Origin of the sequence: Pseudomonas parafulva NBRC 16636 = DSM 17004, from assembly GCF_000730645.1 — a bacterium.
Taxonomy (GTDB): Bacteria; Pseudomonadota; Gammaproteobacteria; order Pseudomonadales; family Pseudomonadaceae; genus Aquipseudomonas; species Aquipseudomonas parafulva.
In genome coordinates, this window is record NZ_BBIU01000019.1 from 74087 (window position 1) to 98432 (window position 24346).

The 24346-nt window shown below is 64.0% G+C and carries 26 protein-coding genes; 14 read left to right on the top strand and 12 right to left on the bottom strand.

All coding sequences use genetic code 11. The features are described 5' to 3' along the window. Window position 1: 1 nt before the first annotated feature. Window positions 2–922, bottom strand: a complete 921-nt coding sequence (locus tag PPA02S_RS14035) for an iron-sulfur-binding ferredoxin reductase (protein ID WP_028635131.1) — start codon at window positions 920–922, stop codon at window positions 2–4. A 243-nt stretch (window positions 923–1165) separates the two neighbouring features. On the opposite strand from PPA02S_RS14035, the gene PPA02S_RS14040 reads away from it, so the two are divergent. Further along, window positions 1166–2689: a fumarate hydratase gene (locus PPA02S_RS14040; RefSeq protein ID WP_009685641.1), complete on the top strand. Its 1524-nt coding sequence runs from the start codon at window positions 1166–1168 to the stop codon at window positions 2687–2689. 80 nt (window positions 2690–2769) lie between these two features. Here PPA02S_RS14040 and PPA02S_RS14045 read toward each other — a convergent pair whose 3' ends face one another. Further along, a complete protein-coding gene (locus PPA02S_RS14045) occupies window positions 2770–3642 on the bottom strand; it encodes a carbon-nitrogen hydrolase family protein (RefSeq protein WP_028635132.1) in 873 nt (290 codons plus the stop codon). Beyond that, window positions 3639–4229: a GNAT family N-acetyltransferase gene (locus tag PPA02S_RS14050; RefSeq protein WP_028635133.1), complete on the bottom strand. Its 591-nt coding sequence runs from the start codon at window positions 4227–4229 to the stop codon at window positions 3639–3641. The genes PPA02S_RS14045 and PPA02S_RS14050 overlap by 4 nt, the downstream gene beginning before the upstream one ends. A 115-nt stretch (window positions 4230–4344) precedes the next feature. On the opposite strand from PPA02S_RS14050, the gene PPA02S_RS14055 reads away from it, so the two are divergent. Continuing rightward, complete coding sequence (locus PPA02S_RS14055; protein WP_028635134.1) at window positions 4345–4743, top strand: nuclear transport factor 2 family protein; 399 nt, start codon at window positions 4345–4347, stop codon at window positions 4741–4743. 9 nt (window positions 4744–4752) lie between these two features. Here PPA02S_RS14055 and PPA02S_RS14060 read toward each other — a convergent pair whose 3' ends face one another. Genes PPA02S_RS14060 through PPA02S_RS14080 form a run of 5 tightly spaced genes read right to left on the bottom strand, consistent with a single transcriptional unit; the run spans window position 4753 to window position 8538 of the window. Further along, window positions 4753–5331, bottom strand: coding sequence for a DJ-1/PfpI family protein (locus tag PPA02S_RS14060; protein WP_028635135.1), 579 nt, complete (start codon window positions 5329–5331; stop codon window positions 4753–4755). A gap of 51 nt (window positions 5332–5382) precedes the next feature. Continuing rightward, window positions 5383–6540, bottom strand: a complete 1158-nt coding sequence (locus tag PPA02S_RS14065; RefSeq protein WP_028635136.1) for a phospholipase D-like domain-containing protein — start codon at window positions 6538–6540, stop codon at window positions 5383–5385. A 1-nt stretch (window position 6541) separates the two neighbouring features. After that, window positions 6542–7123, bottom strand: coding sequence for a YceI family protein (locus tag PPA02S_RS14070; protein WP_028635137.1), 582 nt, complete (start codon window positions 7121–7123; stop codon window positions 6542–6544). A 45-nt stretch (window positions 7124–7168) separates the two neighbouring features. Continuing rightward, on the bottom strand, window positions 7169–7465 hold the full coding sequence (locus PPA02S_RS14075) for a hypothetical protein (RefSeq protein ID WP_028635138.1): 297 nt from the start codon (window positions 7463–7465) through the stop codon (window positions 7169–7171). After that, window positions 7462–8538, bottom strand: coding sequence for a serine hydrolase domain-containing protein (locus tag PPA02S_RS14080; protein WP_028635139.1), 1077 nt, complete (start codon window positions 8536–8538; stop codon window positions 7462–7464). The genes PPA02S_RS14075 and PPA02S_RS14080 overlap by 4 nt, the downstream gene beginning before the upstream one ends. A 199-nt stretch (window positions 8539–8737) precedes the next feature. Between PPA02S_RS14080 and olsB the strand changes: the two genes are divergently transcribed. Next, the gene (olsB, locus tag PPA02S_RS14085) at window positions 8738–9493 is read left to right on the top strand and encodes an L-ornithine N(alpha)-acyltransferase (RefSeq protein WP_028635140.1); all 756 of its coding nucleotides are present in this window, start codon (window positions 8738–8740) and stop codon (window positions 9491–9493) included. After that, window positions 9493–10281, top strand: coding sequence for a lysophospholipid acyltransferase family protein (locus PPA02S_RS14090; RefSeq protein WP_028635141.1), 789 nt, complete (start codon window positions 9493–9495; stop codon window positions 10279–10281). The genes olsB and PPA02S_RS14090 overlap by 1 nt, the downstream gene beginning before the upstream one ends. A gap of 49 nt (window positions 10282–10330) precedes the next feature. Here PPA02S_RS14090 and PPA02S_RS14095 read toward each other — a convergent pair whose 3' ends face one another. Continuing rightward, a complete protein-coding gene (locus PPA02S_RS14095) occupies window positions 10331–10915 on the bottom strand; it encodes an acyl carrier protein phosphodiesterase (RefSeq protein WP_028635142.1) in 585 nt (194 codons plus the stop codon). Between the two features lie 151 nt (window positions 10916–11066). Here PPA02S_RS14095 and PPA02S_RS14100 point away from each other — a divergent pair, with 151 nt between their 5' ends. Both PPA02S_RS14100 and PPA02S_RS14105 read left to right on the top strand, forming a co-directional pair. Further along, window positions 11067–11369 (top strand): ArsR/SmtB family transcription factor, encoded by a 303-nt coding sequence (locus PPA02S_RS14100; RefSeq protein WP_028635143.1) that lies wholly within the window; start codon window positions 11067–11069, stop codon window positions 11367–11369. A 16-nt stretch (window positions 11370–11385) separates the two neighbouring features. Further along, a complete protein-coding gene (locus PPA02S_RS14105; protein WP_028635144.1) occupies window positions 11386–12435 on the top strand; it encodes an alkene reductase in 1050 nt (349 codons plus the stop codon). Between the two features lie 95 nt (window positions 12436–12530). Here the strand turns inward: PPA02S_RS14105 and PPA02S_RS14110 are convergent, their stop codons facing one another. The 3 genes from PPA02S_RS14110 to PPA02S_RS14120 all read right to left on the bottom strand — a co-directional run bounded on the left by PPA02S_RS14110 (window position 12531) and on the right by PPA02S_RS14120 (window position 15382). Beyond that, window positions 12531–13361, bottom strand: coding sequence for an ATPase (locus PPA02S_RS14110; protein ID WP_028635145.1), 831 nt, complete (start codon window positions 13359–13361; stop codon window positions 12531–12533). An 85-nt stretch (window positions 13362–13446) separates the two neighbouring features. Continuing rightward, window positions 13447–14442, bottom strand: a complete 996-nt coding sequence (locus PPA02S_RS14115) for an NAD-dependent epimerase/dehydratase family protein (RefSeq protein WP_028635146.1) — start codon at window positions 14440–14442, stop codon at window positions 13447–13449. A 49-nt stretch (window positions 14443–14491) separates the two neighbouring features. Then, window positions 14492–15382, bottom strand: coding sequence for a LysR family transcriptional regulator ArgP (locus PPA02S_RS14120; protein ID WP_028635147.1), 891 nt, complete (start codon window positions 15380–15382; stop codon window positions 14492–14494). Between the two features lie 90 nt (window positions 15383–15472). Here PPA02S_RS14120 and PPA02S_RS14125 point away from each other — a divergent pair, with 90 nt between their 5' ends. The 8 genes from PPA02S_RS14125 to PPA02S_RS14160 all read left to right on the top strand — a co-directional run bounded on the left by PPA02S_RS14125 (window position 15473) and on the right by PPA02S_RS14160 (window position 24346). Further along, window positions 15473–16072: a LysE/ArgO family amino acid transporter gene (locus tag PPA02S_RS14125; RefSeq protein WP_028635148.1), complete on the top strand. Its 600-nt coding sequence runs from the start codon at window positions 15473–15475 to the stop codon at window positions 16070–16072. Window positions 16073–16326: 254 nt separating this feature from the next. Continuing rightward, window positions 16327–16923, top strand: a complete 597-nt coding sequence (locus tag PPA02S_RS14130; protein ID WP_028635149.1) for a superoxide dismutase — start codon at window positions 16327–16329, stop codon at window positions 16921–16923. A gap of 239 nt (window positions 16924–17162) precedes the next feature. Next, complete coding sequence (locus tag PPA02S_RS14135; protein ID WP_028635150.1) at window positions 17163–19217, top strand: putative bifunctional diguanylate cyclase/phosphodiesterase; 2055 nt, start codon at window positions 17163–17165, stop codon at window positions 19215–19217. A 152-nt stretch (window positions 19218–19369) separates the two neighbouring features. Next, complete coding sequence (locus PPA02S_RS14140) at window positions 19370–20707, top strand: imelysin family protein (RefSeq protein WP_028635151.1); 1338 nt, start codon at window positions 19370–19372, stop codon at window positions 20705–20707. Window positions 20708–20845: 138 nt separating this feature from the next. Continuing rightward, window positions 20846–21328, top strand: coding sequence for a hypothetical protein (locus PPA02S_RS14145; RefSeq protein WP_028635152.1), 483 nt, complete (start codon window positions 20846–20848; stop codon window positions 21326–21328). A 13-nt stretch (window positions 21329–21341) separates the two neighbouring features. After that, the gene (locus PPA02S_RS14150) at window positions 21342–21728 is read left to right on the top strand and encodes a hypothetical protein (protein WP_028635153.1); all 387 of its coding nucleotides are present in this window, start codon (window positions 21342–21344) and stop codon (window positions 21726–21728) included. 106 nt (window positions 21729–21834) lie between these two features. Next, entirely contained in the window at window positions 21835–23262 is a 1428-nt protein-coding gene (locus PPA02S_RS14155; protein WP_028635154.1) for a di-heme oxidoreductase family protein, read from the top strand. A 19-nt stretch (window positions 23263–23281) separates the two neighbouring features. Continuing rightward, window positions 23282–24346 (top strand): imelysin family protein, encoded by a 1065-nt coding sequence (locus PPA02S_RS14160; protein ID WP_028635155.1) that lies wholly within the window; start codon window positions 23282–23284, stop codon window positions 24344–24346.

The window sequence follows — 24346 nt, forward strand, 5'->3', positions numbered from 1 at the left end:
GTCAGGCATGCCCCACAAACACATCGGCGTACACCTGCCCCCGTGGCACACCGGCGATGAACAGCCGACGGGCAAAGCGTTCCACACGCGCCTGTGCACCGCACACCAGCGCCACAGTCTGCCGCGACGGCAGGCGCAAGCCGGCAAGCGCCTCGTCCATGTGCTCTGCCAGCACCAACTCCACACTCACCCCCTGCAGCTTGCGTAGTGCATCAGCCAGATAATGCCCGGCACCGTCGTGCGCCACATGCACGAGCCTGATCTCACCCTGATGCCCCTGGCGCATCGCCTCGCGCAAGATACCCCACAGTGGGGCCAGGCCTGTACCTGCCGCCAGCAGCCACAACGGCCGCGCCTGCCAGTCCGGGTCGTAATGCAGGGCCCCGCCGCGCAGCTCGCCCAAGCGCACCGGGTCACCCACCTGCACAGCACGGGCAAGGTCACAAAACGCGCCGGGGTGACGGCAGTCGATATGAAACTCAAGGCATTCGTCCTCACCCGGCAAACTGGCGAGGGAATAGGGCCGTGCCACGCCGCCCAGCCACAACACCACGTGCTGCCCGGCTTGGTAGCGCACCGGCCGCTCCGGCCGCAGTTGCAGGCGCAGCACCGTGCCTGCCCAGCCCAGCGCGGCCACCGTGGCCATCACGCCATGCTGGCGCGGGTCGAACAACGCCACCTGCAGGTTCTCGACTACCCGGCACTGGCAGGCCAGCCGCCAGCCCTGGGCATGCTTGTCCAGGGCCAGGGCCTCGGGCAGCGCATCCAGCGGTTGCCCGGCTAGGCATTGCACAAGGCAAGCATGGCAGCTACCAGCCCTGCAGCTGTAGGGCACGTTCAGGCCAGCGTCGTTCAGGGCATCCAGCAGGTTGCTGCCGTTCGGTACTGTCCAGCGCTGCTCACCCACGCAGAGTTCGGGCATGTTCGGTACAGTCTCCGGTGAATGGGGTGGTGTGGGCCGATTCTACGGCAGCAAAAAGGATGCCGGCCAGCGACCGACCAAGGTCCGCATCGGCTGCAGGTGTGCCAGGCCCTGATGCGCGCTATACTGCCGCGCCTTTTTACGTCGGCCTGACCTGCCGGCGCCTGCAAGGCGCTTCGACACGCTGGTCGGCACCGTCGAGCGCCGTAATGAATGTTCCCGTCTTCAAGAGGAGCGCGCTGCATGACCGTGATCAAGCAAGACGACCTGATTCAGAGCGTCGCCGATGCCCTGCAATTCATTTCGTACTACCACCCCGTCGATTTCATCCAGGCCATGCACGAGGCCTACCTGCGCGAAGAGTCGCCGGCTGCACGCGATTCCATCGCCCAGATCCTGATCAACTCGCGCATGTGCGCCACCGGCCACCGCCCGATCTGCCAGGACACCGGTATCGTCACCGTGTTCGTGCGCGTGGGCATGGACGTGCGCTGGGATGGCGCCACCCTGAGCGTCGACGACATGATCAACGAAGGTGTGCGCCGCGCCTACAACCTGCCTGAAAACGTGCTGCGTGCATCGATCCTGGCCGACCCGGCCGGCGCTCGCAAGAACACCAAGGACAACACCCCGGCCGTTATCCATTACTCCATCGTCCCCGGCGACAAGGTTGAAGTGGACGTGGCCGCCAAGGGTGGCGGTTCGGAGAACAAGTCGAAGATGGCCATGCTCAACCCATCCGACTCCATCGTCGACTGGGTCCTCAAGACCGTGCCGACCATGGGCGCCGGCTGGTGCCCGCCTGGCATGCTCGGCATCGGTATCGGCGGCACCGCCGAGAAGGCCGCCGTCATGGCCAAGGAAGTGTTGATGGAATCCATCGACATCCACGAGCTCAAGGCCCGTGGCCCGCAGAACCGCCTGGAAGAAATTCGCCTGGAGCTGTTCGAAAAGGTCAACCAACTGGGCATCGGTGCCCAGGGCCTGGGTGGCCTCACCACCGTGCTCGACGTCAAGATCATGGACTACCCGACCCATGCGGCTTCGCTGCCGGTCTGCATGATCCCCAACTGCGCCGCCACCCGCCACGCCCACTTCGTGCTCGATGGCTCGGGCCCGGCTGAGCTGGAAGCCCCGTCGCTGGACGCCTACCCGGAAATCGTCTGGGAAGCCGGCCCAAGCGCTCGCCGCGTCAACCTCGACGACATCACCCCGGAAGAAGTCGCCAGCTGGAAGCCGGGCGAAACCATCCTGCTCAACGGCAAGATGCTCACCGGCCGCGACGCTGCCCACAAGCGCATGGTCGAAATGCTCAACCGCGGCGAAGCGCTGCCGGTCGACTTGAAAGGCCGCTTCATCTACTACGTAGGCCCGGTCGACCCGGTGGGTGACGAAGTCGTTGGCCCAGCCGGCCCGACCACTGCCACGCGCATGGACAAATTCACCCGTCAAATCCTCGAGCAGACCGGCCTGCTGGGCATGATCGGCAAGTCCGAGCGCGGCCCGACCGCCATCGAGGCGATCAAGGACAACAAGGCCGTGTACCTGATGGCCGTGGGTGGCGCTGCCTACCTGGTGGCCCAGGCCATCCGCAAGTCGAAGGTGCTGGCCTTCGCCGAGCTGGGCATGGAAGCGATCTACGAGTTCGAGGTCAAGGACATGCCGGTTACCGTCGCGGTAGACAGTAACGGTGAGTCTGTGCACATCACGGGCCCTGCCCTGTGGCAGAGCAAGATTGCCCAGAGCCTGGCAGTCGAAGTGAAGTAAAACTGCCTCGCGCGCAAGCCCGCTCCCACTGCGTTACGCCTGTGGGAGCGGGCCTGACTGCGATGCAAGCATCACGGTCATCAACGCATTCTTTCAAACTGCTCCGGCCAGTCCCGCCAGGTAAAAACCTGCCCTTCCCGCCGCACCCGCCGCACCTCTTCCAGGTCCAGGTCACACACCAGCCACTGGCTGCCGACCGGGTCAAGTCCTTCACTCAAAGCCATCACCCCATCACCCGGCATGCCGTGATCCGGCGGTACGAACAGCCCTGCCCGGCCGATGTTTTCGTCCAGTGCCGGCGACCACGGCGCACGGCCCACCGTGGGGCTCTGCAACACGGCAATCTGGTTTTCCAGCGCACGCGCCTGGGCACCGATGCGCACCCGGTGGTAACCCGCCTCGGTGTCAGTGCAGCTCGGCGCCAGTATCAGGTCGGCCCCCTGTTCAGCGAGCCGACGGGCCAGCAGGGGGAACTCGTTGTCGTAGCAGACCAGAATGCCCAGGCGCCCCAGCTCGGTATCGAAGACCTGCAAACCCTGCCCGGCGGCAATCCCCCACTGCTCCCGCTCGAAGCGGGTCATCATCAGTTTGTCCTGATAACCCAGGCAGCCCTGCGGGCCGAACAGCCAGGCGCGGTTGCGGTACAACCCGTCACCGTCCAGCACCGGCAGCGTGCCCGGCTGCAGGTACACATTCCAGCGCTTGGCAATACTCGCGCACAGCGCCTTCCACGGCTCGATCAGCGGCTGCATGGCAGCAATCGATGTGCCCAGGTCGCCCCGCTGCCGCGCCGAAAGCTGGCCACTGAGTACCAGCCCGGCGTATTCCGGTAACAGCAGCAGGCGGGCGCCAGCGTCCACGGCGTCGGCGCACAGCGCCTGCAGGTGGCCGGCATAGGCGTCCCAGGTTTCGTGCAGCTCGATTGCATACTGGCAAGCCGCAACGCGGATCACAGTGGCAATTCCTTGAGCCAGAACGACATCAGTTTGTCGGAGCTTTCCGGTTCATCCAGGTCACGCCATGCGTAACGGGTGCGCAACGACGGGTCGTGCAGAAACCCCCGGTTGCGCCAAAAACCATGCAGTGGCTTGTAGTCAGCCGGCCTTCGTGGGTGCACCCCAGGCCGTTCGACGGCGCAAAACGCGCAGTAGTCGAACTCGGCCAGCTTGTGCGCGTAGGACTCACGCTCGATGAAAAAGCGCACACCCAGGCCCTGCCCCCGGTACTCGGGCAGCACCACCGATTCACCGAAATAATAGACGCTGGCCGGGTCACGCCCCTGGGCCAGAAACGGCTGCTGCAGTTCGGGTGCCACATCCACCAGCGGCAGGCCGGTGGAGGCGCCCACCACCTTGCCGTCGTCCAGTGCCAGCACCACAAGGCTGCGCCCAGAGCGGGCATAGGTGGCGAGGTAGTCGGCTTCGTACTCGGGCGAGCCGTCGTAGAGGTAAGGGAACTCGCGGAACACGTTCAGGCGCAGACGAGCGAGGTCATCGATGTAAGGCGCGATAGCGGCGCCGTGCAACAGGCGTATTTCCATGCTTGGCGGTCGTTTTGTCGATGTGGATGACGCGCTCGGCTAAGCCGGGCTTGAGGGGAAACCCTATCATCCGGGCCAACGACGCGCCTTTTCCCTACACGACAGGTATTGTTCCATGACCGCTACCGAACTGGTAAATGCTTACTACGCCGCCTTTAATGCGGGCGACATGCCAGCCTTTCTCGCGCTGCTCAGCGAAGACGTGATCCACGACATCAACCAGGGTGAGCGGCAGATGGGCAAGGCCAGCTTCGCGGCCTTCATGGGCAAGATGAACCGCTGCTACCGCGAGCGCCTGGCCGACATCGTGGTCATGCAGAACGCCGACGGCAGCCGCGCCGCCGCTGAATTCACCGTGCACGGCCAGTACCTGGAAGCCGATGAAGGCCTGCCGGCCGCCAAGGGGCAGACCTACGTGCTACCGGCCGGAGCCTTCTTCTACATCCACTGCGGGAAGATTGCCCGCGTCACCAACTATTACAACCTCAACGACTGGGTCGAGCAGGTTGCCTGAGCCACGCGCTTACGAGATGCGGGTGCCCAGTACTTTCAGGAAGGCCGCCAGCCACGCCGGGTGCGCAGGCCAGGCAGGCGCGGTGACCAGGTTGGCATCCACATGGGCCTGGTCGACCGCGATGTCGATGAATGTTCCACCTGCCAGGCGCACCTCCGGCGCACACGCCGGGTAGGCGCTGCACTCGCGGCCTTTGAGCACGCCCGCGGCCGCCAGCAGTTGCGCACCATGGCACACGGCGGCAATCGGCTTGCCGGCCTGGTCGAAGGCGCGCACCAGGTCCAGCACCTTCTCGTTCAGGCGCAGGTATTCAGGGGCTCGGCCGCCGGGGATCAGCAGGGCGTCATAGCTTTCGGGGCGAGCCCGCACAAAGTCGTGGTTCAGGGCAAATTGGTGCCCGGGCTTTTCGCTGTAGGTCTGCTCGCCCTCGAAGTCGTGGATGGCTGTGCGCACGGTCTGCCCCGCGACCTTTTCCGGGCACACCGCATGCACCGTATGGCCGACCATGCTCAGCGCCTGGAACGGCACCATGGCCTCGTAATCTTCCACATAATCGCCCACCAGCATGAGAATCTTCTTCGCCGTCATCGCATCCGCTCCATCCATTGCCTGTGAACTGTCATCCCACCATAGCCGCTCTCAGTCGCGGCGGTCGAGCAGGTTGGCCACCAGCCGGTCCAGCCAGCCCCAGACGCGCTGCTTTACCCGTCGCCACAGCGGCCGCGCATTCCAATGGTCCAAGTCCACTTCCTGGCTTTGCGCAAAATCGCGCTCGAAGCTGGCGACCACAGCGGCCGTCAGTGCCGGGTCCAGTGCCTCGATGTTGGCTTCGAGGTTGAAGCGCAGGTTCCAGTGGTCGAAGTTGCACGAACCGATGCTTACCCAGTCATCCACCACCACCATTTTCAGGTGCAGGAAACACGGCTGGTATTCGAAGATCCGCACGCCGGCACGCAACAGGCGGGGGTAATAGCGGTGCCCGGCATAGCGGACGGACGGGTGATCGGTACGCGGGCCGGTCAGCAGCAGGCGCACATCCACCCCCTTGCCAGCGGCGCGGCGCAACGAGCGGCGCACGCTCCAGGTGGGTAGAAAATAAGGCGTGGCCAGCCACACACGCTGGGTGCCGCTGTTAAGCGCGCGCACCAGCGCGTGCAGGATGTCCTGGTGCTGGCGGGCGTCGGCATAGGCTACCCGGCCCAGACCCTGCCCCTTCGCCGGCACTTTGGGCAAGCGCGGCAGGCCAAACCCTTCGGCAGGGCGCCAGGCCGTGCGACGGTGGTTGGCCTGCCACTGGCGGTCGAACAGCAACTGCCAGTCGCTCACCACCGGGCCCTGTATCTGCACCATCACTTCATGCCAATCGCTGGCGGCAGCGTCTGGCCGCCAGAATTCGTCGGTCACACCCGTGCCGCCCACCACCGCCCAGCGCTCGTCCACCAACAACAACTTGCGATGATCGCGGTAGAGGTTGCGCAAGCCGCGCTTCCAGTGCAGGCGGTTGTACCAGCGCAGGTACACACCGGCATCCACCAGGCGCTGGCGCAACACGCTGTTGAAGGCCAGGGAGCCGTAGTCATCGAACAGGCAGCGGACCCGCACACCGCGCCGGGCAGTGTGTTCAAGGGCCTGGACCACGGCCTCGGCGCAGGCGCCTGCTTCGACCAGGTACAACTCAAGGTCGACCTGGGTCTGGGCGCCGCTGATGGCCGCGAGCATGCGCGGGAAAAATTCGGGGCCATCGATCAGCAGTTCGAACTGGTTGCCATCCCGCCAGGGGAAGACTGGCCCCGGCATGTCAGCGGGCGTTGAAGATCAGCACCGCATTGACCGGCACCGAGGGGTTGATGGATTTGAGCTTGGCGAACTTGCGCAGGGTTTCCAGCCCTGGCAGCAGGCCGAAGTCTTCGGCACGCAGCACCAGCGGCTCCAGGGTCACCACCTGAAAACGCCGCTGGTCCAGGCGCGTTGCCAGCAACAGGGCATCGTAGTTGTGCGACTGGCCACGCAAGGTCACCGTCACCGGCAGGCGCAGTTCGATCTGCGCACCGTCGGCCAGGTCGTTGATGGGCCGCAGGTCCAGTTGCGCCTGTACCTGCGCCTCGGCAAAGCGGCCGACGTCGAACAGGTCGTCACGCATGCGCTCATCCCTCAACGGGATGCCGCTGCTGACCGAATCCATCTCGATGCGCAGCCCTGCAACACCCTGGCGGTCGACCGACCCATGCAACACGAGAAAACGGTGCACTTCAGCCGTATCGCCGTTCTTGCCGGTAATGAAGGACAAGCGTGACGATTCACCGTCGAGGTGCCAGTTGGCCTGTACAGGTAGGCAGAATGCCAGCAGCAAGGCCGGCAGCAGGCGGGGCAGTTTGAACATGACGGATCTCGTAAAACCAGGCCGCCAACCTTACCGCGCCGCTCTTCATGGCAGCAAGCGGCAGCCTGCACGTGGGCCCTGCCAGCGCGCCTGTGCACGTTGGCCCAGGCCCTCGGCAGTGATCTGCCGCTGCAGGGTGCTTTCCTGTAGATGGCTCAAGGGCAACCACTGTTTGACATAGGCGCCGCAGTATTCAGGCGTGAACCCCATGACGAAGCGACACGAGCAGTACTCCTTGGCCGAGTAGGCGGCAAGGATACCCGGGAAATCGCCCAGCGCCTGGCGCTCACTCCAGGCCCACCCGCACAGCGCCACTACCAACAGCCATGCTACCCGCTTCATTCGCCCGCCCCTGCCAACGCCGCCAGCACGCGCTTGAGCAACGCGTCATGCCGGTAGCTGGCGTCACGGTCATCGGCATAGCGCACGATGACCAGGTTCTGCTCCGGTACCACATACAGCGCCTGGCCCCAGTGCCCCAAGGCGGCGTAGGTACCTGCCGGTGCACTCGGCCAGGGCCGTTGGCCATCGGCGTCTGGCTGGTTCAGCCACCAGTGGCCGCCGGGGCTGGGCTCACCGGGCTCACGGCGGGCATTGGCAAATGGCGTGCGGTTGAACGCCACCCAGTCAGCGGGCAGCAACTGCCGGCCATGCCAGCGGCCATCGCGCAGCATCAGCAGGCCGATACGGGCCAGGTCGCGGGCAGTCAGGTACAGGTAGGAGGAGCCAACGAAGGTGCCTGCAGCATCGCGTTCCCACACCGCGCTGTCGATGCCCAGCGGCGTGAACAAGGCCTGCCAGGGGTAATCCGGGTACTGCGCGGCGCCCAGCATGCCGCGCAGGCCGGCGGCCAACAGGTTGCTGTCACCGCTGGAGTACACAAATTGCTGGCCAGCCGGCGCCGCCGCCTCGTGGCTGGCCGTATAGGCCGCCATATCGCTGCGGCCTCGGGTGTACAGCATGGCCACCACTGAAGACTTGAGCGGCGCGAATTCGTAATCCTCCTGCCATTGCAACCCACTGGCCCAATGCAGCAGGTCCACCATGCGCACATCCGGGTGCGCGGCCATGGCGGGATAGAAGCGTGCCAGCGGGTCTTGCAAATGGAAGCGGCCTTGCCCGTAGGCCACCCCAAGCACGGTGGCGAGCACGCTCTTACTCACCGACCAGGTGAGGTGTGCAGTGCTGGCGGTGGTTGGCGCGGCGTAGCGTTCGTGAACGATGCGCCCGTCGCGGACGATCAGCAGGGCATCGGTGCGGACGCCATCACGCCCTGCACCGGTGCGCGATGGGAACGCATAGGCGTCCACCGCTTGCCAGTCCAGCGTATCGGGTGCGCGCTGCCAGTGCGCATCAGGCCACGGCTCAGCCTGGGCGGTGGTCATGCATAGAAACAGCAACAGGCCTTTGAGCATTGCGGTTCGGGCTCTCTGTAGCAGGCATCGATGATGTGCGCAGCAGGCTACGGCCCTTTCGTGACAGTTGCGCAGTGCTGGCGGGTGTCATGCAAGCATCACCAAAGGTTCATGGGGGTGACACCGGGTCTACCTAGGCTGACCTTGCACAACAAAGCCGACCGGCCGCTCTTCCATGGCTGGCTTATGGAGACTCGCAATGACTCGGATCGCTCACACTGGCGACAACAGCACCGAACGCCGTCTGCAAGCCGAACGCCTGGTTGGCGAAGCGGCCCTTCAAGAAGCCCAGGCCTTGCGCTATCAAGTATTCAGCGCGGAGTTCAAAGCCAAGCTCAAAGGTGCCGAGCACGGCCTGGACAGGGATGACTACGACGTTCACTGCCGCCACATTGGTGTGCGTGACCTGAACACCGGCAAGCTGGTGGCGACCACTCGCCTGCTCGACCACCAGGCCGCCAGCAGCCTGGGCCGCTTCTACAGCGAAGAAGAGTTCAGCCTGCATGGCCTGGTGCAGCTGCAAGGCCCGATCCTGGAACTGGGCCGTACCTGTGTTGCCCCCGACTACCGCAACGGCGGCACCATCGCCGTGTTGTGGGGCGAACTGGCCGAAGTGCTCAACGAGGGGCGCTACAGCTACCTGATGGGCTGCGCCAGCATTCCGATGCAGGACGGCGGTATCCAGGCTCACGCGGTGATGCAGCGCCTGCGCGAGCGCTACCTGTGCACCGAGCACCTGCGTGCCGAGCCACGTAACCCGCTGCCCAAACTGGCCTTGCCCAGCAACGTGATCGCAGAAATGCCACCCCTGCTCAAGGCCTACATGCGCCTGGGGGCGAAGATCTGCGGTGAACCGTGCTGGGACCAGGACTTCCAGGTGGCCGATGTGTTCATCCTGCTCAAACGCGACGAGTTGTGCCCGCGTTATGCCCGCCACTTCAAGGCGGCAGTCTGATGACCAGGCTGCGGGTGCTGGCCCGCCTGTGCCGGCTGCTGATGGTGGTAGTACTGGGCATGCTGATGGCAAGCGTGATCGCTGTGGGCGAACGCCTTGGCGTAAAAGCCAACCTTGAACGCCGCCAGCGCTGGAGCTGCATGTTCATGAAGCGCCTGGTGGCTGCCCTGCCCTTCGACGTGCAGGTACGCGGCCAACTGCCGCGCCAGCCGATGCTGTGGGTCAGCAATCACGTGTCCTGGACCGATATCCCACTGCTGGGCATGCTGCTGCCGCTGTCGTTCCTGTCCAAGGCCGAAGTGCGGCACTGGCCGGTCGCCGGCTGGCTGGCCGAGCAGGCCGGCACACTGTTCATCCGGCGTGGCGGGGGCGATGGCCAGCGCCTGCGCGAGCAGATCAGCGAGCAGTTGGGTCAGGCCAGGCCGCTGCTGATTTTCCCCGAAGGCACCACCACGGATGGATCCCAATTGCGCACCTTCCATGGCCGCTTGCTGGCTGGGGCAATTGACCAGGGCGTGGCGGTGCAGCCGGTTGCCATCGAGTACCTGCGCGACGGCAAGCCTGACCCGGTTGCCCCGTTCGTTGGCGATGATGACCTGGTGTCCCACCTCATGCGCCTGTTCGCGCAGCCACGCAGCCAGGTACACATCCACCTGTTACCACCGGTTGAGAGTGCGGGCAAGGAGCGCGCGGTGCTGGCCCTGCAGGCACAACAAGCCATCCAGGTGGCATTGTTCGGCTTCGAAGTCGTAGCAGCAGCCCCACGCCGCCAGCCAAAGGCCGCTTGAGCAAATCGCCCCGTCGCTCGCGATGCGCCGCAAACGTGGCGCATTCCCCCTACCTGCCCACCTCCAACTGCAGCGCCGCAAAACCCTGCAGCTGCGGGTAAAACGCTCGGAAGTCCGCCAACAACGGCTCATACAACCGTTCAAGCTCCCCCATCACCCCTTCCATGCCTTCCGGGCGCGACAGCCGCCGGGCGATGCCATTGAAGACGTGCTCAAGCACCGCAAAATCTCCGTATGCCCCCAGCCAGTCATCGGCTGCCATGGAAGGCGCGATGCGCCCCAGCCGCCCCGGCAGTTCAGGCTCGGCCAGCAGTACCCGATAGAACTGCGCAGTGAACTCGGCCAGGGGCTGCTTGGCATAATCGTGCCAGTGGCGCGCCAGGCAGTGGTCGAAGAATACATCCAGCACAATCCCGGCAAAGCGCCGACGCTCACGCGGAAAGCGCGCCAGCGCGGCGAGTACCAAGGGGTGCTGGTCGGTGTAGCTGTCGATACGGCGGTGCAAGCGAATGGCCGCTTCCAGCGTGGGTGGAAAACGCCCTTCCAGCGAGCCCTTGACGAAGTCGCCGTACAGGCTGCCGAGCATTTGCTGGGGTTCGGGGCCCCCGAGGTGCAGATGTGCAAGATAATTCATGGCTGCAGTCTAGCACCCCGGCACGCGTATATCGCTGAAGGGCGATATACCGATCAGCGATCAGCTGATAACGCTTTCATATTTGTATATCGCGAAATACCGATGTAGGTTTCGCCCTATCGCGATAGACCGCTACAGCACGAGCCACACCATGCCACTTGATCTCGACGACATCATAAAAGCACTGGCACACCCGGCCAGGCGAGAAATCCTCGGTTGGTTGAAAGACCCGGCCACGCACTTCCCGGACCAGTACCACAGCACCGACAACGGTGTGTGTGCCGGGCAGATAGACCAGCGCTGTGCACTGTCGCAGTCCACCGTATCTGCCCACCTGGCCACGTTGCAGCGTGCCGGGCTGATCACCAGCCAGAAGATTGGCCAATGGCACTTCTTCAAGCGCAACGAAGTCACCATCAAGGCGTTTCTCGAACAACTGCGCCAAGCCCTCTGACCAGCAGGTAACCGCTATGACCACGCTTTTCGATCCAATCACCCTGGGCGACCTGGAACTGCCCAACCGCATCATCATGGCCCCGCTCACCCGCTGCCGGGCAGACGCCGACCGCGTACCCACCGCCCTGATGGCCGAGTACTACGTGCAACGGGCCAGTGCCGGGCTCATCCTCAGCGAGGCCACCTCGGTCAGCGCCATGGGCGTCGGCTACCCGGACACGCCCGGCATCTGGAACGATGAGCAAGTACGCGGCTGGAACAATGTCACCAAGGCGGTGCACGCTGCTGGCGGGCGCATCTTCCTGCAGCTGTGGCATGTGGGCCGCATTTCCCACCCCAGCTACCTGAACGGCGAACTGCCAGTGGCCCCGAGCGCCATCCAGCCCAAAGGCCACGTAAGCCTGGTCCGGCCCCTCAGCGACTACCCCACCCCGCGCGCGCTGGAAACCGAAGAAATTCGCGACATCGTCGAGGCCTACCGCAGCGGTGCCGAAAACGCCAAGGCCGCAGGTTTTGATGGGGTGGAGATACACGGTGCCAACGGCTACCTGCTGGATCAGTTCCTGCAGAGCAGCACCAACCAGCGCAGCGACCGCTACGGCGGATCACTCGAAAACCGTGCGCGCCTGCTGCTGGAGGTGACCGATGCGGTTATCGAGGTGTGGGGCGCCGAGCGCGTGGGCATGCACCTGGCACCCCGTGCCGACGCCCACGACATGGGCGATGCCAACCGCGCAGAAACCTTCACCTACGTCGCCCAGCAGTTGGGCAAGCGCGGCATTGCCTTCATCTGCTCGCGCGAGCGCGAAGCCGACGACAGCCTGGGCCCGCTGATCAAGCAGGCATTCGGCGGTCCCTATATCGTCAACGAACGCTTCGACAAAGCCAGTGCCAACGCAGCCCTGGCCAACGGCAAGGCAGATGCAGTGGCGTTTGGCGTGCCGTTCATTGCCAACCCGGACCTCCCGGCGCGGCTGGCGGCCGATGCCCCGTTGAACGAAGCCCACCCGGAAACCTTTTATGGCAACGGTGCGGTTGGTTACATCGATTATCCCCGTCTGTAGGCACGAAGCTCGCGATGGGGTGCGCAGCGCCCCCGGGCACTCTGTGATCGAACCCGAAACCGCTGGGGCTGCGTTGCAGCCCGTCGCGATCGCCCCTACCGGGGGGTAGCGTTGATTTGCTGTTGAAGGTTCTGCAACTGGCTTTGCACATTGTTGAAATTGCGGGTCATCTGGCCACGGAATGCATCGAACTCCTGTACCGAAGCCCCAGTGCCAGCGCTTGAATTCGCGCGGCTGTCCAGCTGGCTCTTGAGCACCAGTACATCCTGCTCAAGGCTCTCGATGGCGGCTTTCGGGTTGCCTTGCTTCTTGAGCGCCGCAACCTCGTCACTCAAGCTCTTGAGTTGCCCGTCGACCTTGCCGCCATCCAGCTGCCCGGACTTCAACGCCGCCAACTCGCCGTTCACCGCCTTGAGTTGCGCCTGCAACTGGGCTTGCAGGTCACTCACCGCCTTTTGCTGCTCACGGGTATCGGCCAGCACCTGCTCCAGGCGCTTGCCCAGGTCACCTGCCTGGCCCGCCACACCCTGTTGCTGTTTACCCTGTTCGGCAAGGCTTGCCTGCAATTGACGAATCTGCAGCTTCAGCGCTTCGCTGCCGCTGGAGCTGGAAGACTCACTGGCCTCGACCTTGCCACTGATGGCTTGCAAGCGCCCGGCAGCCTCTTCGCTGATACGGGCAAAGCTTTCCTGGGTAGCCACCAGTTGCTGCTCCATCAGCGAGATCTGCTGGAAACTCCACCAGCCCAGGCAACCCAGGGCAATGAACGCAGCCCCCAGCAACGCCCACAACGGCGCGTTGCTCGCAGGCTTCGCGGCCTTTTGGCGGCTGCGTGAAACATGTGCCGGCAGCAGTTCGTCATCATCCGGCGTGCCGGCACGCAAAGGCGGCACATCATCGAAATCGTCGTGGGCATCGTTGCGCATGGGGCTTCAACCAAACAGATAGCTAAGAGACAGAAGTATAAACCGCTCGCACGGCGCTCTGATGACCATCATCACAGCGCCCGGTTCACTGGCAGGGCGGCTGGTGCTTCCACCAGGTGCAGAATTCATCCAATGCCGTCCACAGGCTCACCCTGGGCTGGTAATCCAGGTACTGGCGGGCGCGGCTGATGTCCAGGGTGAAATCACGGCTCATCACCTGCATGCCCAGGCGCGACAGCGTGGGTTGCGGGCGCCCGGGCCAGAGCAGGCAAGCAGCCTCGTTCAACGCGGCCATGCTGTAGGCCAGCCCGTAGCTGCGGTAGCGCGTCACCGGCGGCAACTGCATCTGGCGCATCACGTAGTTGATCACGTCCCACAGCGGCAGCGGGTGGCCATTGCTGATGTTGTAGGCTTGGCCCAGCGCCCGGCCATCGGCAAACAGCGCGCTCAACAATGCCTCGTTGAGGTTGTGCACGCTGGTGAAGTCCACCTTGTTCAGGCCATTGCCGATAATGGCGACGCGGCCCTTGCGCTGCATCTGCATCAGCCGTGGGAAAATACTGGCATCACCTGCGCCGGTGACAAAGCGCGGCCGCAGCGCCAGCACCTCCAAGCCAAACTCCTGCGCGCCGAACACCTTTTGTTCGGCCAGGTACTTGGTGCGCCCGTAGTGATCATGGAAGCGTCGCGGGACCTGGTCTTCGCGGATGTCCAGGCGCGAGCGGCCATTGAAATAGATCGACGGAGACGACAGGTGCACCAGGCGCCGCACATGTTCCTTCAGGCAGCCCTCGACCACGTTCTCGGTCACCACCACGTTGCCCTGGTGGAAGTCCTGGTAACGCCCCCAGTTACCCACCGCGCCGGCGCAGTGCACCACGGCCTCCACGCCTTGGCACAGGCGGCGGGCAAGTTCGGCATCGCCCAGGTCGCCGGGGATGAACTGCGCACCCCGCCTGACCAGGTGCTCCACCCCTTCGGCGCGCCGGCCACTGACCCGTACGTCCAGGCCCTGCTCCAGGGCGTGGCGCGCGAAACGACCGCCGATGAAGCCACTCGCGCCAGTGACCAGAATTCGCATGTAACACTCCGTCTTGCCAGATTTCAGAAGCAACTGACGCCAGCCGTCGCTACAAGGGCACCAACCATTGCCGTGCGGTGTGCCGCAAGTGGTCAGTCAGTTGCGCGAGCAATTGCCCGCCCGTGCGCCAATGATGCCAGTACAGCGGCACATCGATGGGGGTATCGCGGCAAATTTCCACCAGTTGCCCAGCAGCCAGTTGCTCACGGGCCTGCAGCTCAGGCACCAGCCCCCAGCCCAGGCCGGCCTCGGTCATGCGCAGAAAACCCTCCGACGATGGGCACAGGTGGTGCAGGAAACCGTCCTCGATGCCCAGGGAAGCCAGGTACCGGTGCTGCAGGAAGTCATCGGGGCCGTAGACGATGGCCGGGGTGCGGGCCAGGCGACCGGTGTCGAAACCCTGCGGGAAGTGTTGCGCCATGAACGCAGGGCTGGCCAGCGCACGGTAGCGCATGGCGCCCAATGCCAAGCTACGGGCACCGGCCACCGGGCGTTCGCTGCCACACAGGCAGGCAGCCACCTCACCGGCGCGCATGCGTTTCAGGCCCACCTCCTGGTCTTCCACCACCAGGTCAGTCAACACATTGTGCCGGGCGCAGAAGTCGCCGACCGCGCCGGCCCACCAGGTGGCAAGGCTGTCGGCATTGAGCGCGATGCGCAGGCGTTCCGGCACGCCGCCTTCGTCCAGCGCCGGCACTTCGCGCTGAAGGTCACGCTCCAGCAGGCGCACTTGCTGCACGTGGTTCAGCAACTGGCGGCCAACCTCGGTGGGGCTGGGCGGTGCAGCGCGCACCAATACTGGCTGCCCGACCCGCGCCTCCAGCAGCTTGATGCGCTGGGACACCGCAGACTGCGACAACCCAAGCACGCTGGCTGCGCGCTCGAACCCGCCCTGTTCGATCACCGCAGCCAGCGCGGCAAGCAGCTTGTAGTCGAACATCGATTTTCCTAATGAGTGATGAGCTTTATTGGTTTTTCTTATACAGCGTGGCAAATCACAATAGCCAGCATCTTTTACGGAGTAATCACCATGTGGCAAAGCTACCTCAATGGCATGCTGGTGGCCTTCGGCCTGATCATGGCCATTGGCGCGCAGAATGCATTCGTCCTGGCACAAAGCCTGCGCCGCGAACACCACCTGCCAGTGGCCGCGCTGTGCATTGTCTGCGACGCACTGCTGGTGGCCGCCGGGGTATTCGGCCTGGCGACGTTGCTGGCGCATAACCCGACCTTGCTGGCCGTCGCCCGCTGGGGCGGTGCGCTGTTCCTGTTGTGGTACGGGGCCAAGGCACTGCGCAGCGCCTGCTCGAAACAGAGCCTGCAGCACCAGCAGGGCCAGGGCATGCGCTCACGTCGCGCCGTACTGCTCAGTGCTCTGGCGGTCACCCTGCTGAACCCCCACGTTTACCTGGACACCGTGTTGCTGATCGGCTCACTGGGCGCACAGCAGGCCGCCCCCGGCGCCTATGTCGCCGGGGCAGCCAGCGCATCACTGCTGTGGTTTTCGACCTTGGCCGTGGGCGCGGCCTGGCTGGCGCCGTGGCTGGCGCGGCCGGCCACCTGGCGCATGCTCGACCTGATGGTGGCGGTGATGATGTTCGCAGTGGCCGCGCAGTTGATCTTCAGCTGATTTCCACGGCCCTGTTGCCGGCAAGCCGAGCCCATACGCGTGTGGGCTTGCCAGCGGCAGGCTCACCGCTGGTCGCCAGCCGGTGACCGCCCAGGAACCTCTTATCCCTATGTTTGTTGCGTGGTTATGCGCCAGGGCTGGTGCTATGATCCAGCCCTTGCGTCGCAAAGAGTACAAACTCGCCGACGCTCATAGGGCCGCCCGTGATCGGCCCTGCGCAAACCGCGAACTAGACCTGAATCAGGAGATCCACCATGGCTTTTGAATTGCCGCCGCTGCCTTACGCCCATGATGCCCTGCAGCCGCACATCTCCAAGGAAACCCTGGAGTATCACCACGACAAGCACCACAACACCTATGTCGTGAACCTGAACAATCTGGTCCCAGGCACCGAATTCGAAGGCAAGACCCTGGAAGAGATCGTCAAGAGCTCTTCGGGCGGCATCTTCAACAACGCCGCGCAGGTCTGGAACCACACCTTCTACTGGAACTGCCTGTCGCCAAACGGCGGCGGCCAGCCAACCGGTGCTCTGGCCGAGGCCATCAATACCGCTTTCGGTTCCTTCGACAAGTTCAAGGAAGAGTTCACCAAGACGTCGGTTGGCACCTTCGGTTCCGGCTGGGGCTGGCTGGTCAAGAAAGCTGACGGCTCCCTGGCCCTGGCCAGCACCATCGGCGCCGGCTGCCCGCTGACCAGCGGCGACACCCCGCTGCTGACCTGCGACGTATGGGAACACGCCTACTACATCGACTACCGCAACCTGCGTCCCAAGTACGTCGAGGCGTTCTGGAACCTGGTCAACTGGGCATTCGTTGCCGAGCAGTTCGAAGGTAAAACCTTCAAGGCCTGAGCCCCTCAGCCTTGAACAAGAAACCCGGCCCTGCGCCGGGTTTTTTCATGCCCGCTGCAACGCAGGGTTGTGCTTGCTCAGGCCGTATTGCACGCTAACATCAAACCACCGGATTATTGATACAGCGCATTCAAGTTGCAGGGTCTGGCAACCGATACACTGCTCGTGGCCACGCGGTAGTGTATGGTCATCGTTGATGGCAAAATGATGCCATTCGCATGAATTAAGGATAACCTCCATTGAAGCTGGAATTGCGGAACAGCTTGTCGGTCAAGTTGCTCAGGGTCGTGCTGCTGTCGGCGCTAGCGGTCGGCGTCGTGCTCAGTTGCGCGCAGATCGTCTACGACACCTACAAGACCCGCCAGGCCGTCAACAATGATGCCCAGCGCATCCTCGACATGTTCCGCGACCCCTCCACCCAGGCGGTATACAGCCTTGACCGGGAGATGGGCATGCAGGTCATGGAGGGGCTGTTCCAGGACGAGTCCGTGCGCATGGCCTCCATCGGCCACCCCAATGAAACCATGCTGGCAGAAAAGTCCCGCCCCCTGCAGGACACGCCCATGCGCTGGCTGACCGACCTGATTCTTGGCCAGGAGCGCACCTACACCACGCAACTGGTCGGCCGCGGCCCCTACAGCGAATACTACGGCGACCTGAACATCACCCTCGATACCTCGTCGTATGGCCGGGACTTCCTGCTCAACGCCGTGATCATCTTCATCTCGGGGGTGCTGCGCGCACTGGCCATGGGGCTGGTGCTGTACCTGGTCTACCACTGGCTGCTGACCAAGCCACTGTCGAAGATCATCGAGCACCTCACCCAGATCAACCCCGACCGCCCTAGCCAGCACCAGATCCCGCTGATCAAGGGGCATGAAAAGAACGAACTGGGGCTGTGGGTGAACACCGCCAACCAGTTACTGGCGTCGATCGAACGCAATACCCACCTGCGCCATGAGGCAGAAAACAGCCTGCAACGCATGGCCCAGTACGACTTCCTCACCGGCCTTCCCAACCGCCAGCAGTTGCAACAGCAGCTGGACAAGATCCTGGTCGATGGCGGGCGCCTGCAGCACCGGGTAGCCGTGCTGTGCGTGGGGCTGGACGATTTCAAGGGCATCAACGAGCAGTTCAGCTACCAGGTAGGCGACCAGCTGCTGCTGGCCCTGGCTGACCGCCTGCGCGCCCACAGCGGCCGCCTGGGCGCCCTCGCCCGCCTGGGCGGTGACCAGTTCGCCCTGGTACAGGCCAACATCGAGCAGCCCTACGAAGCGGCCGAACTGGCGCAGAGCATCCTGGACGACCTCGAAGTGCCGTTCGACCTCGATCACCATCAGCAGATCCGCCTGCGTGCCACCATCGGCATCACCCTGTTCCCGGAAGACGGCGACAGCACCGAGAAGCTGCTGCAAAAAGCCGAACAGACCATGACCCTGGCCAAGGCCCGTTCACGCAGCCGTTACCAGTTCTACATCGCCAGCGTCGACAGCGAGATGCGCCGGCGCCGCGAACTGGAGAAGGACCTGCGCGAGGCCCTGCCACGCAACCAGCTGTACCTGGTGTACCAGCCGCAGATCAGCTACCGTGACCACCGCGTGGTCGGTGTCGAGGCCTTGCTGCGCTGGCAGCACCCGGAACTGGGCATGGTGCCGCCGGACCAGTTCATTCCGCTGGCCGAGCAAAATGGCAGCATCATCGGCATTGGCGAATGGGTGCTCGACCAGGCCTGCCGCCAACTGCGCGAATGGCATGACCTGGGCTTCGGCGACCTGCGCATGGCGGTAAACCTGTCCACCGTGCAGTTGCACCACAGCGAGCTGCCGAGGGTTGTCAATAACCTGCTGCAAGCCTACCGCCTGCCGCCGCGCAGCCTGGAGCTCGAAGTGACCGAGACCGGCCTGATGGAAGACATCAGCACCGCCGCCCAACACCTGCTCAGCCTGCGCCGCTCAGGGGCGCTGATCGCCATCGACGATTTCGGCACGGGCTACTCGTCGCTCAGTTACCTGAAATCCCTGCCGCTGGACAAGATCAAGATCGACAAGAGCTTCGTTCAGGACCTGCTGGACGACGATGACGACGCCACCATCGTGCGGGCCATCATCCAGCTGGGCAAGAGCCTGGGCATGCAGGTCATTGCCGAAGGGGTGGAAACCGCCGAGCAGGAGACCTACATCGTGGCGCAGGGCTGCCACGAGGGCCAGGGCTACCACTACAGCAAGCCACTGTCGGCCCGCGAGTTGACCAACTTCCTCAAGCAGGCTCAGCGCAACCAGGTATCGGTGCTCTGAGCCTGCCGGTTACACCCCATGACCCGCATTTACATGAATTGCGCGCTTGGCCCTTTACAGCAAATGCAAATCTTTCGCATGATGTTGCGGTTTCGCGTGCCACGGCGCACGGCCCACCCACTGGTCCAACCACACGACGCAGGAAACCAATAATGATTCGAATGCCTCTGGCCTCTGCCAGTCTGCTGGCCATTGCCATCGCTCTCGCCGGTTGCGGTGAAGGCAAGGACAACAAGGCCGCCGCGCCGCAAGCCCAGGCACCCGCGGCCGCCACCCCTTCTGCCAGCGCGCCAGGGGCTGTCGACGAAGCCGCCGGCAAGGCCGTGGTCAAGCACTACGCCGAACTGGTGTACGCCGTGTACAGCGACTCGCTGAGCACCGCAAAAACCTTGCAGGGCGCCGTGGACGCATTCCTGGCCAACCCGAACGATGACACCCTCAAGGCCGCCAAGGATGCCTGGGTTGCATCGCGCGTCCCTTACCTGCAAAGCGAAGCCTTCCGCTTCGGCAACACCATCATCGACGACTGGGAAGGCCAGGTGAACGCCTGGCCCCTGGACGAAGGCCTGATCGACTACGTCGACAAGAGCTACGAGCATGCCCTGGGTAACCCGGCTGCCAGTGCCAACATCATCGCCAACACTGAAATCCAGGTGGGCGAAGAGAAGATCGACGTCAAGGACATCACCCCCGAGAAGCTGGCCAGCCTCAACGAGCTGGGCGGGTCCGAAGCCAACGTTGCCACCGGTTACCACGCCATCGAATTCCTGCTCTGGGGCCAGGACCTGAACGGGACCGGCCCGGGCGCCGGCAACCGTCCGGCTTCCGACTACCTGGAAGGCCAGGGCGCTACCGGCGGCCACAACGAGCGCCGCCGTGCCTACCTCAAGGCAGTCACCGACCTGCTGGTCACCGACCTTGAAGAAATGGTCGGCAACTGGGCACCGAACGTGGCCGACAACTACCGCGCCAAGCTTGAGGCAGAGCCCGCCAACGACGGCCTGCGCAAGATGCTGTTCGGCATGGGCAGCCTGTCGCTGGGTGAACTGGCAGGCGAACGCATGAAGGTTTCGCTGGAAGCCAACTCGCCGGAAGACGAGCATGATTGCTTCAGCGACAACACCCACTACTCGCACTTCTACGACGCCAAGGGCATCCGTAACGTCTACCTGGGCGAGTACACCCGCCCGGACGGCACCAAGGTCACCGGCCCGAGCCTGTCGTCGCTGGTCGCCAAGGTCGACCCGGCAACCGACGCCACCCTCAAGGCCGACCTGGAAGCCACCGAAGCCAAGATCCAGGTCATTGTCGACCATGCCCTCAAGGGCGAGCACTATGACCAGCTGATCGCTGCCGACAACACCGCCGGCAACCAGATCGTGCGTGACGCCATCGCTGCCCTGGTCAAGCAGACCGGCGCCATCGAGCAGGCCGCAGGCAAGCTGGGCATCGCCAACCTGAACCCGGACACCGCTGACCACGAATTCTGATCCGGTAACAGTGCTTCACGTCTACGCCCGGCCATGTGCCGGGCGTTTTCGTTGGCGGCGGCAATGCTTCCCGATGCCTGCCACGGTGGCGAGGGCCCATGCTGCACAAGGTCTACGAATCGCCTACCAGGAGGCACTGTGCTGCAGATTCTCGATGTCTGGGGGGAAGGCCGCATCGTTCAGCGCGTTCAAGGCAAAGACCTGATAACCGGGTTCCATAACGCCTACAACCTTAACAAGGCAGGCCAGCGCATCTCCAACGGCCTGTTTGCCGGCAAGCCCATCCCCAACCTCATCCTGGTCTACGAATACGACGCCCCCAGGTTTCCCATCGACGACCATAGCGTGCCCCACGTGACCCTGATGGGCGCCCCGATTACACACGCTGTAGCAGAGGAGATGTGCCGCGTAGTCGCAAGGCCCGGCAAGATCTACCTCTACGACCCCAATGAAACCGACCGGCGAATGTTCGAAGCCGTGGCCTTCACCCTCGGCCTGCAACCCATGGGGCGCTATGCACCCGCCGACCTGGTCCCACCTTTCAACGAAATCACCCTGCTTGCCGCCTACGTCTACCGCGCCCCCGAGCCGCCCCTGCCCCGCCCCAACCCACAACCGTAGAGAAAAACGCCTCATGGCCAGCGTCACCTACCTGCGCTCCATCGCCAACAACACCCCCTACACCCTTACCCTGATCGACGGTGAAAACCGCAGCCAGAGCCTGGCCATCGGCGCCCAGCATGTCTGGAACGGTGCCCTTGCCGTGCCCTGGGTCGGGAACACCGATGAAAACCACAAGGCCTTGCGGTTGATCCTCGGCCCGGCCGCCGAAACCAGTGTGTGGGTATTCCAGGACTACTGGCAGCCGGCCCACAAGGATGCAATCAAGTGCATCAGCGCAGCCGCCATGGACTACTCGAGCAACGACATCATCGAAATCGCCGGCGACAACCGCAACGGCGGCAACAAGAACCTGATCGTCAGCCTGGTGAGCAGGCAGTTCCAGCTGTTCATGGCCTGACCGGCTGAACAAGGATTTCATCGAGCAAACGCAAATTGCTCTTATTCAATGATCCTGGGCCTGATAAGCTTGCACGCCGGTTTTTCGCTCAAGCCCAGGATCTTGCATGTCCTTGTCGCTGTTCCGTTGCGCCCCTTTGCTGCTGGCCTTTGCCCTTGCCGCCTGTGACGACGCCCCGCGTTTCACCCAGGCCGAGCCCGGCGAAGCGCTGTCGGGTGGCAAGACGACCGTACTGCGCAGTGACCGCAATGCCTACTCCATGCCCGCGGCCAACCTGTCCCGTGAGCGGCGCCTGGACTTTGCCGTGGGCAACAGCTTTTTCCGCAACCCTTGGGTCATCGCGCCGTCCACCACCACCGCACGCGACGGCCTGGGCCCGCTGTTCAACACCAACGCCTGCCAGAACTGCCATGTTCGCGACGGCCGCGGCCGCCCACCGGAGCCGGACGCCAGCAACGCGGTCGGCATGCTGGTGCGCCTGTCGATCCCCGACCAGCCCTACCTTGCCAAAGTGATCGAGCGCCTGGGCGTAGTACCAGAGCCGGTCTATGGCACCCAGCTGCAGGATATGGCGATCCCCGGGGTAGCCCCTGAGGGTAAAGTGCGGGTCACCTATACCACCAGCACCGTGACGTTCAAGGACGGCCATCAGGTTGAGCTGCGCAAGCCGACCTTGCAGATCACCCAGCTCGGCTACGGCGTGATGCACCCCGATACGCGGTTCTCCGCCCGGGTAGCCCCGCCCATGATCGGCCTCGGCCTGCTGGAGGCGATTCCCGAGGCCGACCTGCTGGCCAATGAAGATCCTGATGATCGCAACCGCAACGGCATCCGTGGCCGGGCCAACCGGGTGTGGGACGACGCCCAGGGCAAGACCGTGATCGGCCGCTTTGGCTGGAAGGCCGGCCAGCCCAACGTCAACCAGCAAAACGTGCATGCTTTCGCCGGTGACATGGGCCTGACCACTACCCTGCTGCCCCACGACGATTGCACGCCAACCCAGGTCGACTGCCTGGCGGCGCCCAACGGTGATGGCGCCGACGGTGAGAAAGAAGTCAGCGACAACATCCTGCGCCTGGTCACCTTCTATGCCCGTAACCTGGCCGTCCCGGCACGCCGTGACGTGGGTTCGCCAGCGGTGCTGGCGGGCAAGAACCTGTTCTTCCAGGCGGGTTGCCAGGGGTGTCACACCCCGCAGTTCACCACCGCCGCCGACGCCGCCGAGCCTGAACTGGCCAACCAGGTGATCCGCCCCTACAGCGACCTGCTGTTGCATGACATGGGCCCGGGCCTGGCCGACGAGCGAACCGAGTTCGCCGCCAATGGCCAGGACTGGCGCACCCCGCCGTTGTGGGGCGTCGGCCTGAGCGAAACCGTCACCGGCCACAGCCAGTTCCTGCATGACGGGCGCGCCCGCAACCTGCTCGAGGCGGTGCTATGGCACGGCGGCGAAGCCCAGGCCGCCCGCGATTTCGTACTTGCTTTCGATGCCGACCAGCGCGCTGCGCTGCTGGCGTTTCTGAATTCCCTTTAAACGCGCATAGGAGCCGGGCATGTTCCGACCCAAACTGTTGTTCACCAGCCTCGCCGCAATCGCTCTGGGTGCCTGCTCCCCGCAGGACCCGCAGGCCGTCACCTCTGCTGCAATCGCCAAGCAGGTGATCCTGCCCACCTACAGCCGCTGGGTCGAAGCCGACCGTACCCTGGCTGCCAGTGCCCTGGCCTACTGCGAAGGCAAGGAAACACTGGAAAAGGCCCGGGCCGACTTCCTCGATGCGCAAAAGGCCTGGGCCGAGCTGCAGCCGCTGCTGGTCGGCCCACTGGCCGAGGGCAACCGTGCGTGGCAGGTACAGTTCTGGCCAGACAAGAAGAACCTGGTCGGCCGCCAAGTCGAGCAACTGGTCAACGGCGACAAGCCCGTCGACGCAGCCACCCTGGGCAAGGCCAGTGTGGTGGTGCGCGGCCTGTCGGCCTATGAATACATCCTGTTCGACAGCAAGCCGGATGTGGCCAATGCCGAACAGAAAGCCCGCTACTGCCCGTTGCTGGTTGCCATTGCCGAGCACCAGAAGGCGCTGGCCGAGGAAATCCTCAAAGGCTGGAACAGCACTGATGGCATGCTCTCGCAGATGACCAAGTTCCCCAACCAGCGCTATGCCGACTCCCACGAGGCCATCGCCGACCTGCTGCGTGCCCAGGTCACAGCCCTGGACACGCTCAAGAAGAAACTCGGCGCCCCCATGGGCCGGCAGAGCAAGGGCATCGCCCAGCCACTGCAGGCCGAGGCCTGGCGCAGCCACAACTCCATGAACAGCCTGCAAGCCAGCCTCAAGGCCGCCCAGGCTGTGTGGGTGGGGGTCGACAACCAAGGGTTGCGCGGGCTGCTGCCAAGCGACCAGAAAGCCCTGGCAGGCAAAATCGACGATGCCTACGCCACCTCGCTCAAGCTGCTGGCCGACAACCAGAAGACCCTGGGCGAGCTGCTGGCCGATGACGCAGGCCAGCAGGCCCTCAACCAGATCTACGACAGCCTGAACGTCGTCCACCGGCTGCACGAAGGCGAGCTGGCCAAGGCGTTGAACATTCAGCTGGGCTTCAATGCCAACGACGGTGACTGA

Coding starts and splice junctions, on each gene's coding strand:
- PPA02S_RS14035 (WP_028635131.1), bottom strand. CDS start 922: ATGCCCGAACTCTGCGTGGGTGAGCAGCGCTGGACAGTACCGAACGGC.
- PPA02S_RS14040 (WP_009685641.1), top strand. CDS start 1,166: ATGACCGTGATCAAGCAAGACGACCTGATTCAGAGCGTCGCCGATGCC.
- PPA02S_RS14050 (WP_028635133.1), bottom strand. CDS start 4,229: ATGGAAATACGCCTGTTGCACGGCGCCGCTATCGCGCCTTACATCGAT.
- PPA02S_RS14055 (WP_028635134.1), top strand. CDS start 4,345: ATGACCGCTACCGAACTGGTAAATGCTTACTACGCCGCCTTTAATGCG.
- PPA02S_RS14060 (WP_028635135.1), bottom strand. CDS start 5,331: ATGACGGCGAAGAAGATTCTCATGCTGGTGGGCGATTATGTGGAAGAT.
- PPA02S_RS14065 (WP_028635136.1), bottom strand. CDS start 6,540: ATGCCGGGGCCAGTCTTCCCCTGGCGGGATGGCAACCAGTTCGAACTG.
- PPA02S_RS14070 (WP_028635137.1), bottom strand. CDS start 7,123: ATGTTCAAACTGCCCCGCCTGCTGCCGGCCTTGCTGCTGGCATTCTGC.
- PPA02S_RS14075 (WP_028635138.1), bottom strand. CDS start 7,465: ATGAAGCGGGTAGCATGGCTGTTGGTAGTGGCGCTGTGCGGGTGGGCC.
- PPA02S_RS14080 (WP_028635139.1), bottom strand. CDS start 8,538: ATGCTCAAAGGCCTGTTGCTGTTTCTATGCATGACCACCGCCCAGGCT.
- olsB (WP_028635140.1), top strand. CDS start 8,738: ATGACTCGGATCGCTCACACTGGCGACAACAGCACCGAACGCCGTCTG.
- PPA02S_RS14090 (WP_028635141.1), top strand. CDS start 9,493: ATGACCAGGCTGCGGGTGCTGGCCCGCCTGTGCCGGCTGCTGATGGTG.
- PPA02S_RS14095 (WP_028635142.1), bottom strand. CDS start 10,915: ATGAATTATCTTGCACATCTGCACCTCGGGGGCCCCGAACCCCAGCAA.
- PPA02S_RS14100 (WP_028635143.1), top strand. CDS start 11,067: ATGCCACTTGATCTCGACGACATCATAAAAGCACTGGCACACCCGGCC.
- PPA02S_RS14105 (WP_028635144.1), top strand. CDS start 11,386: ATGACCACGCTTTTCGATCCAATCACCCTGGGCGACCTGGAACTGCCC.
- PPA02S_RS14110 (WP_028635145.1), bottom strand. CDS start 13,361: ATGCGCAACGATGCCCACGACGATTTCGATGATGTGCCGCCTTTGCGT.
- PPA02S_RS14115 (WP_028635146.1), bottom strand. CDS start 14,442: ATGCGAATTCTGGTCACTGGCGCGAGTGGCTTCATCGGCGGTCGTTTC.
- PPA02S_RS14120 (WP_028635147.1), bottom strand. CDS start 15,382: ATGTTCGACTACAAGCTGCTTGCCGCGCTGGCTGCGGTGATCGAACAG.
- PPA02S_RS14125 (WP_028635148.1), top strand. CDS start 15,473: ATGTGGCAAAGCTACCTCAATGGCATGCTGGTGGCCTTCGGCCTGATC.
- PPA02S_RS14130 (WP_028635149.1), top strand. CDS start 16,327: ATGGCTTTTGAATTGCCGCCGCTGCCTTACGCCCATGATGCCCTGCAG.
- PPA02S_RS14140 (WP_028635151.1), top strand. CDS start 19,370: ATGATTCGAATGCCTCTGGCCTCTGCCAGTCTGCTGGCCATTGCCATC.
- PPA02S_RS14150 (WP_028635153.1), top strand. CDS start 21,342: ATGGCCAGCGTCACCTACCTGCGCTCCATCGCCAACAACACCCCCTAC.
- PPA02S_RS14155 (WP_028635154.1), top strand. CDS start 21,835: ATGTCCTTGTCGCTGTTCCGTTGCGCCCCTTTGCTGCTGGCCTTTGCC.
- PPA02S_RS14160 (WP_028635155.1), top strand. CDS start 23,282: ATGTTCCGACCCAAACTGTTGTTCACCAGCCTCGCCGCAATCGCTCTG.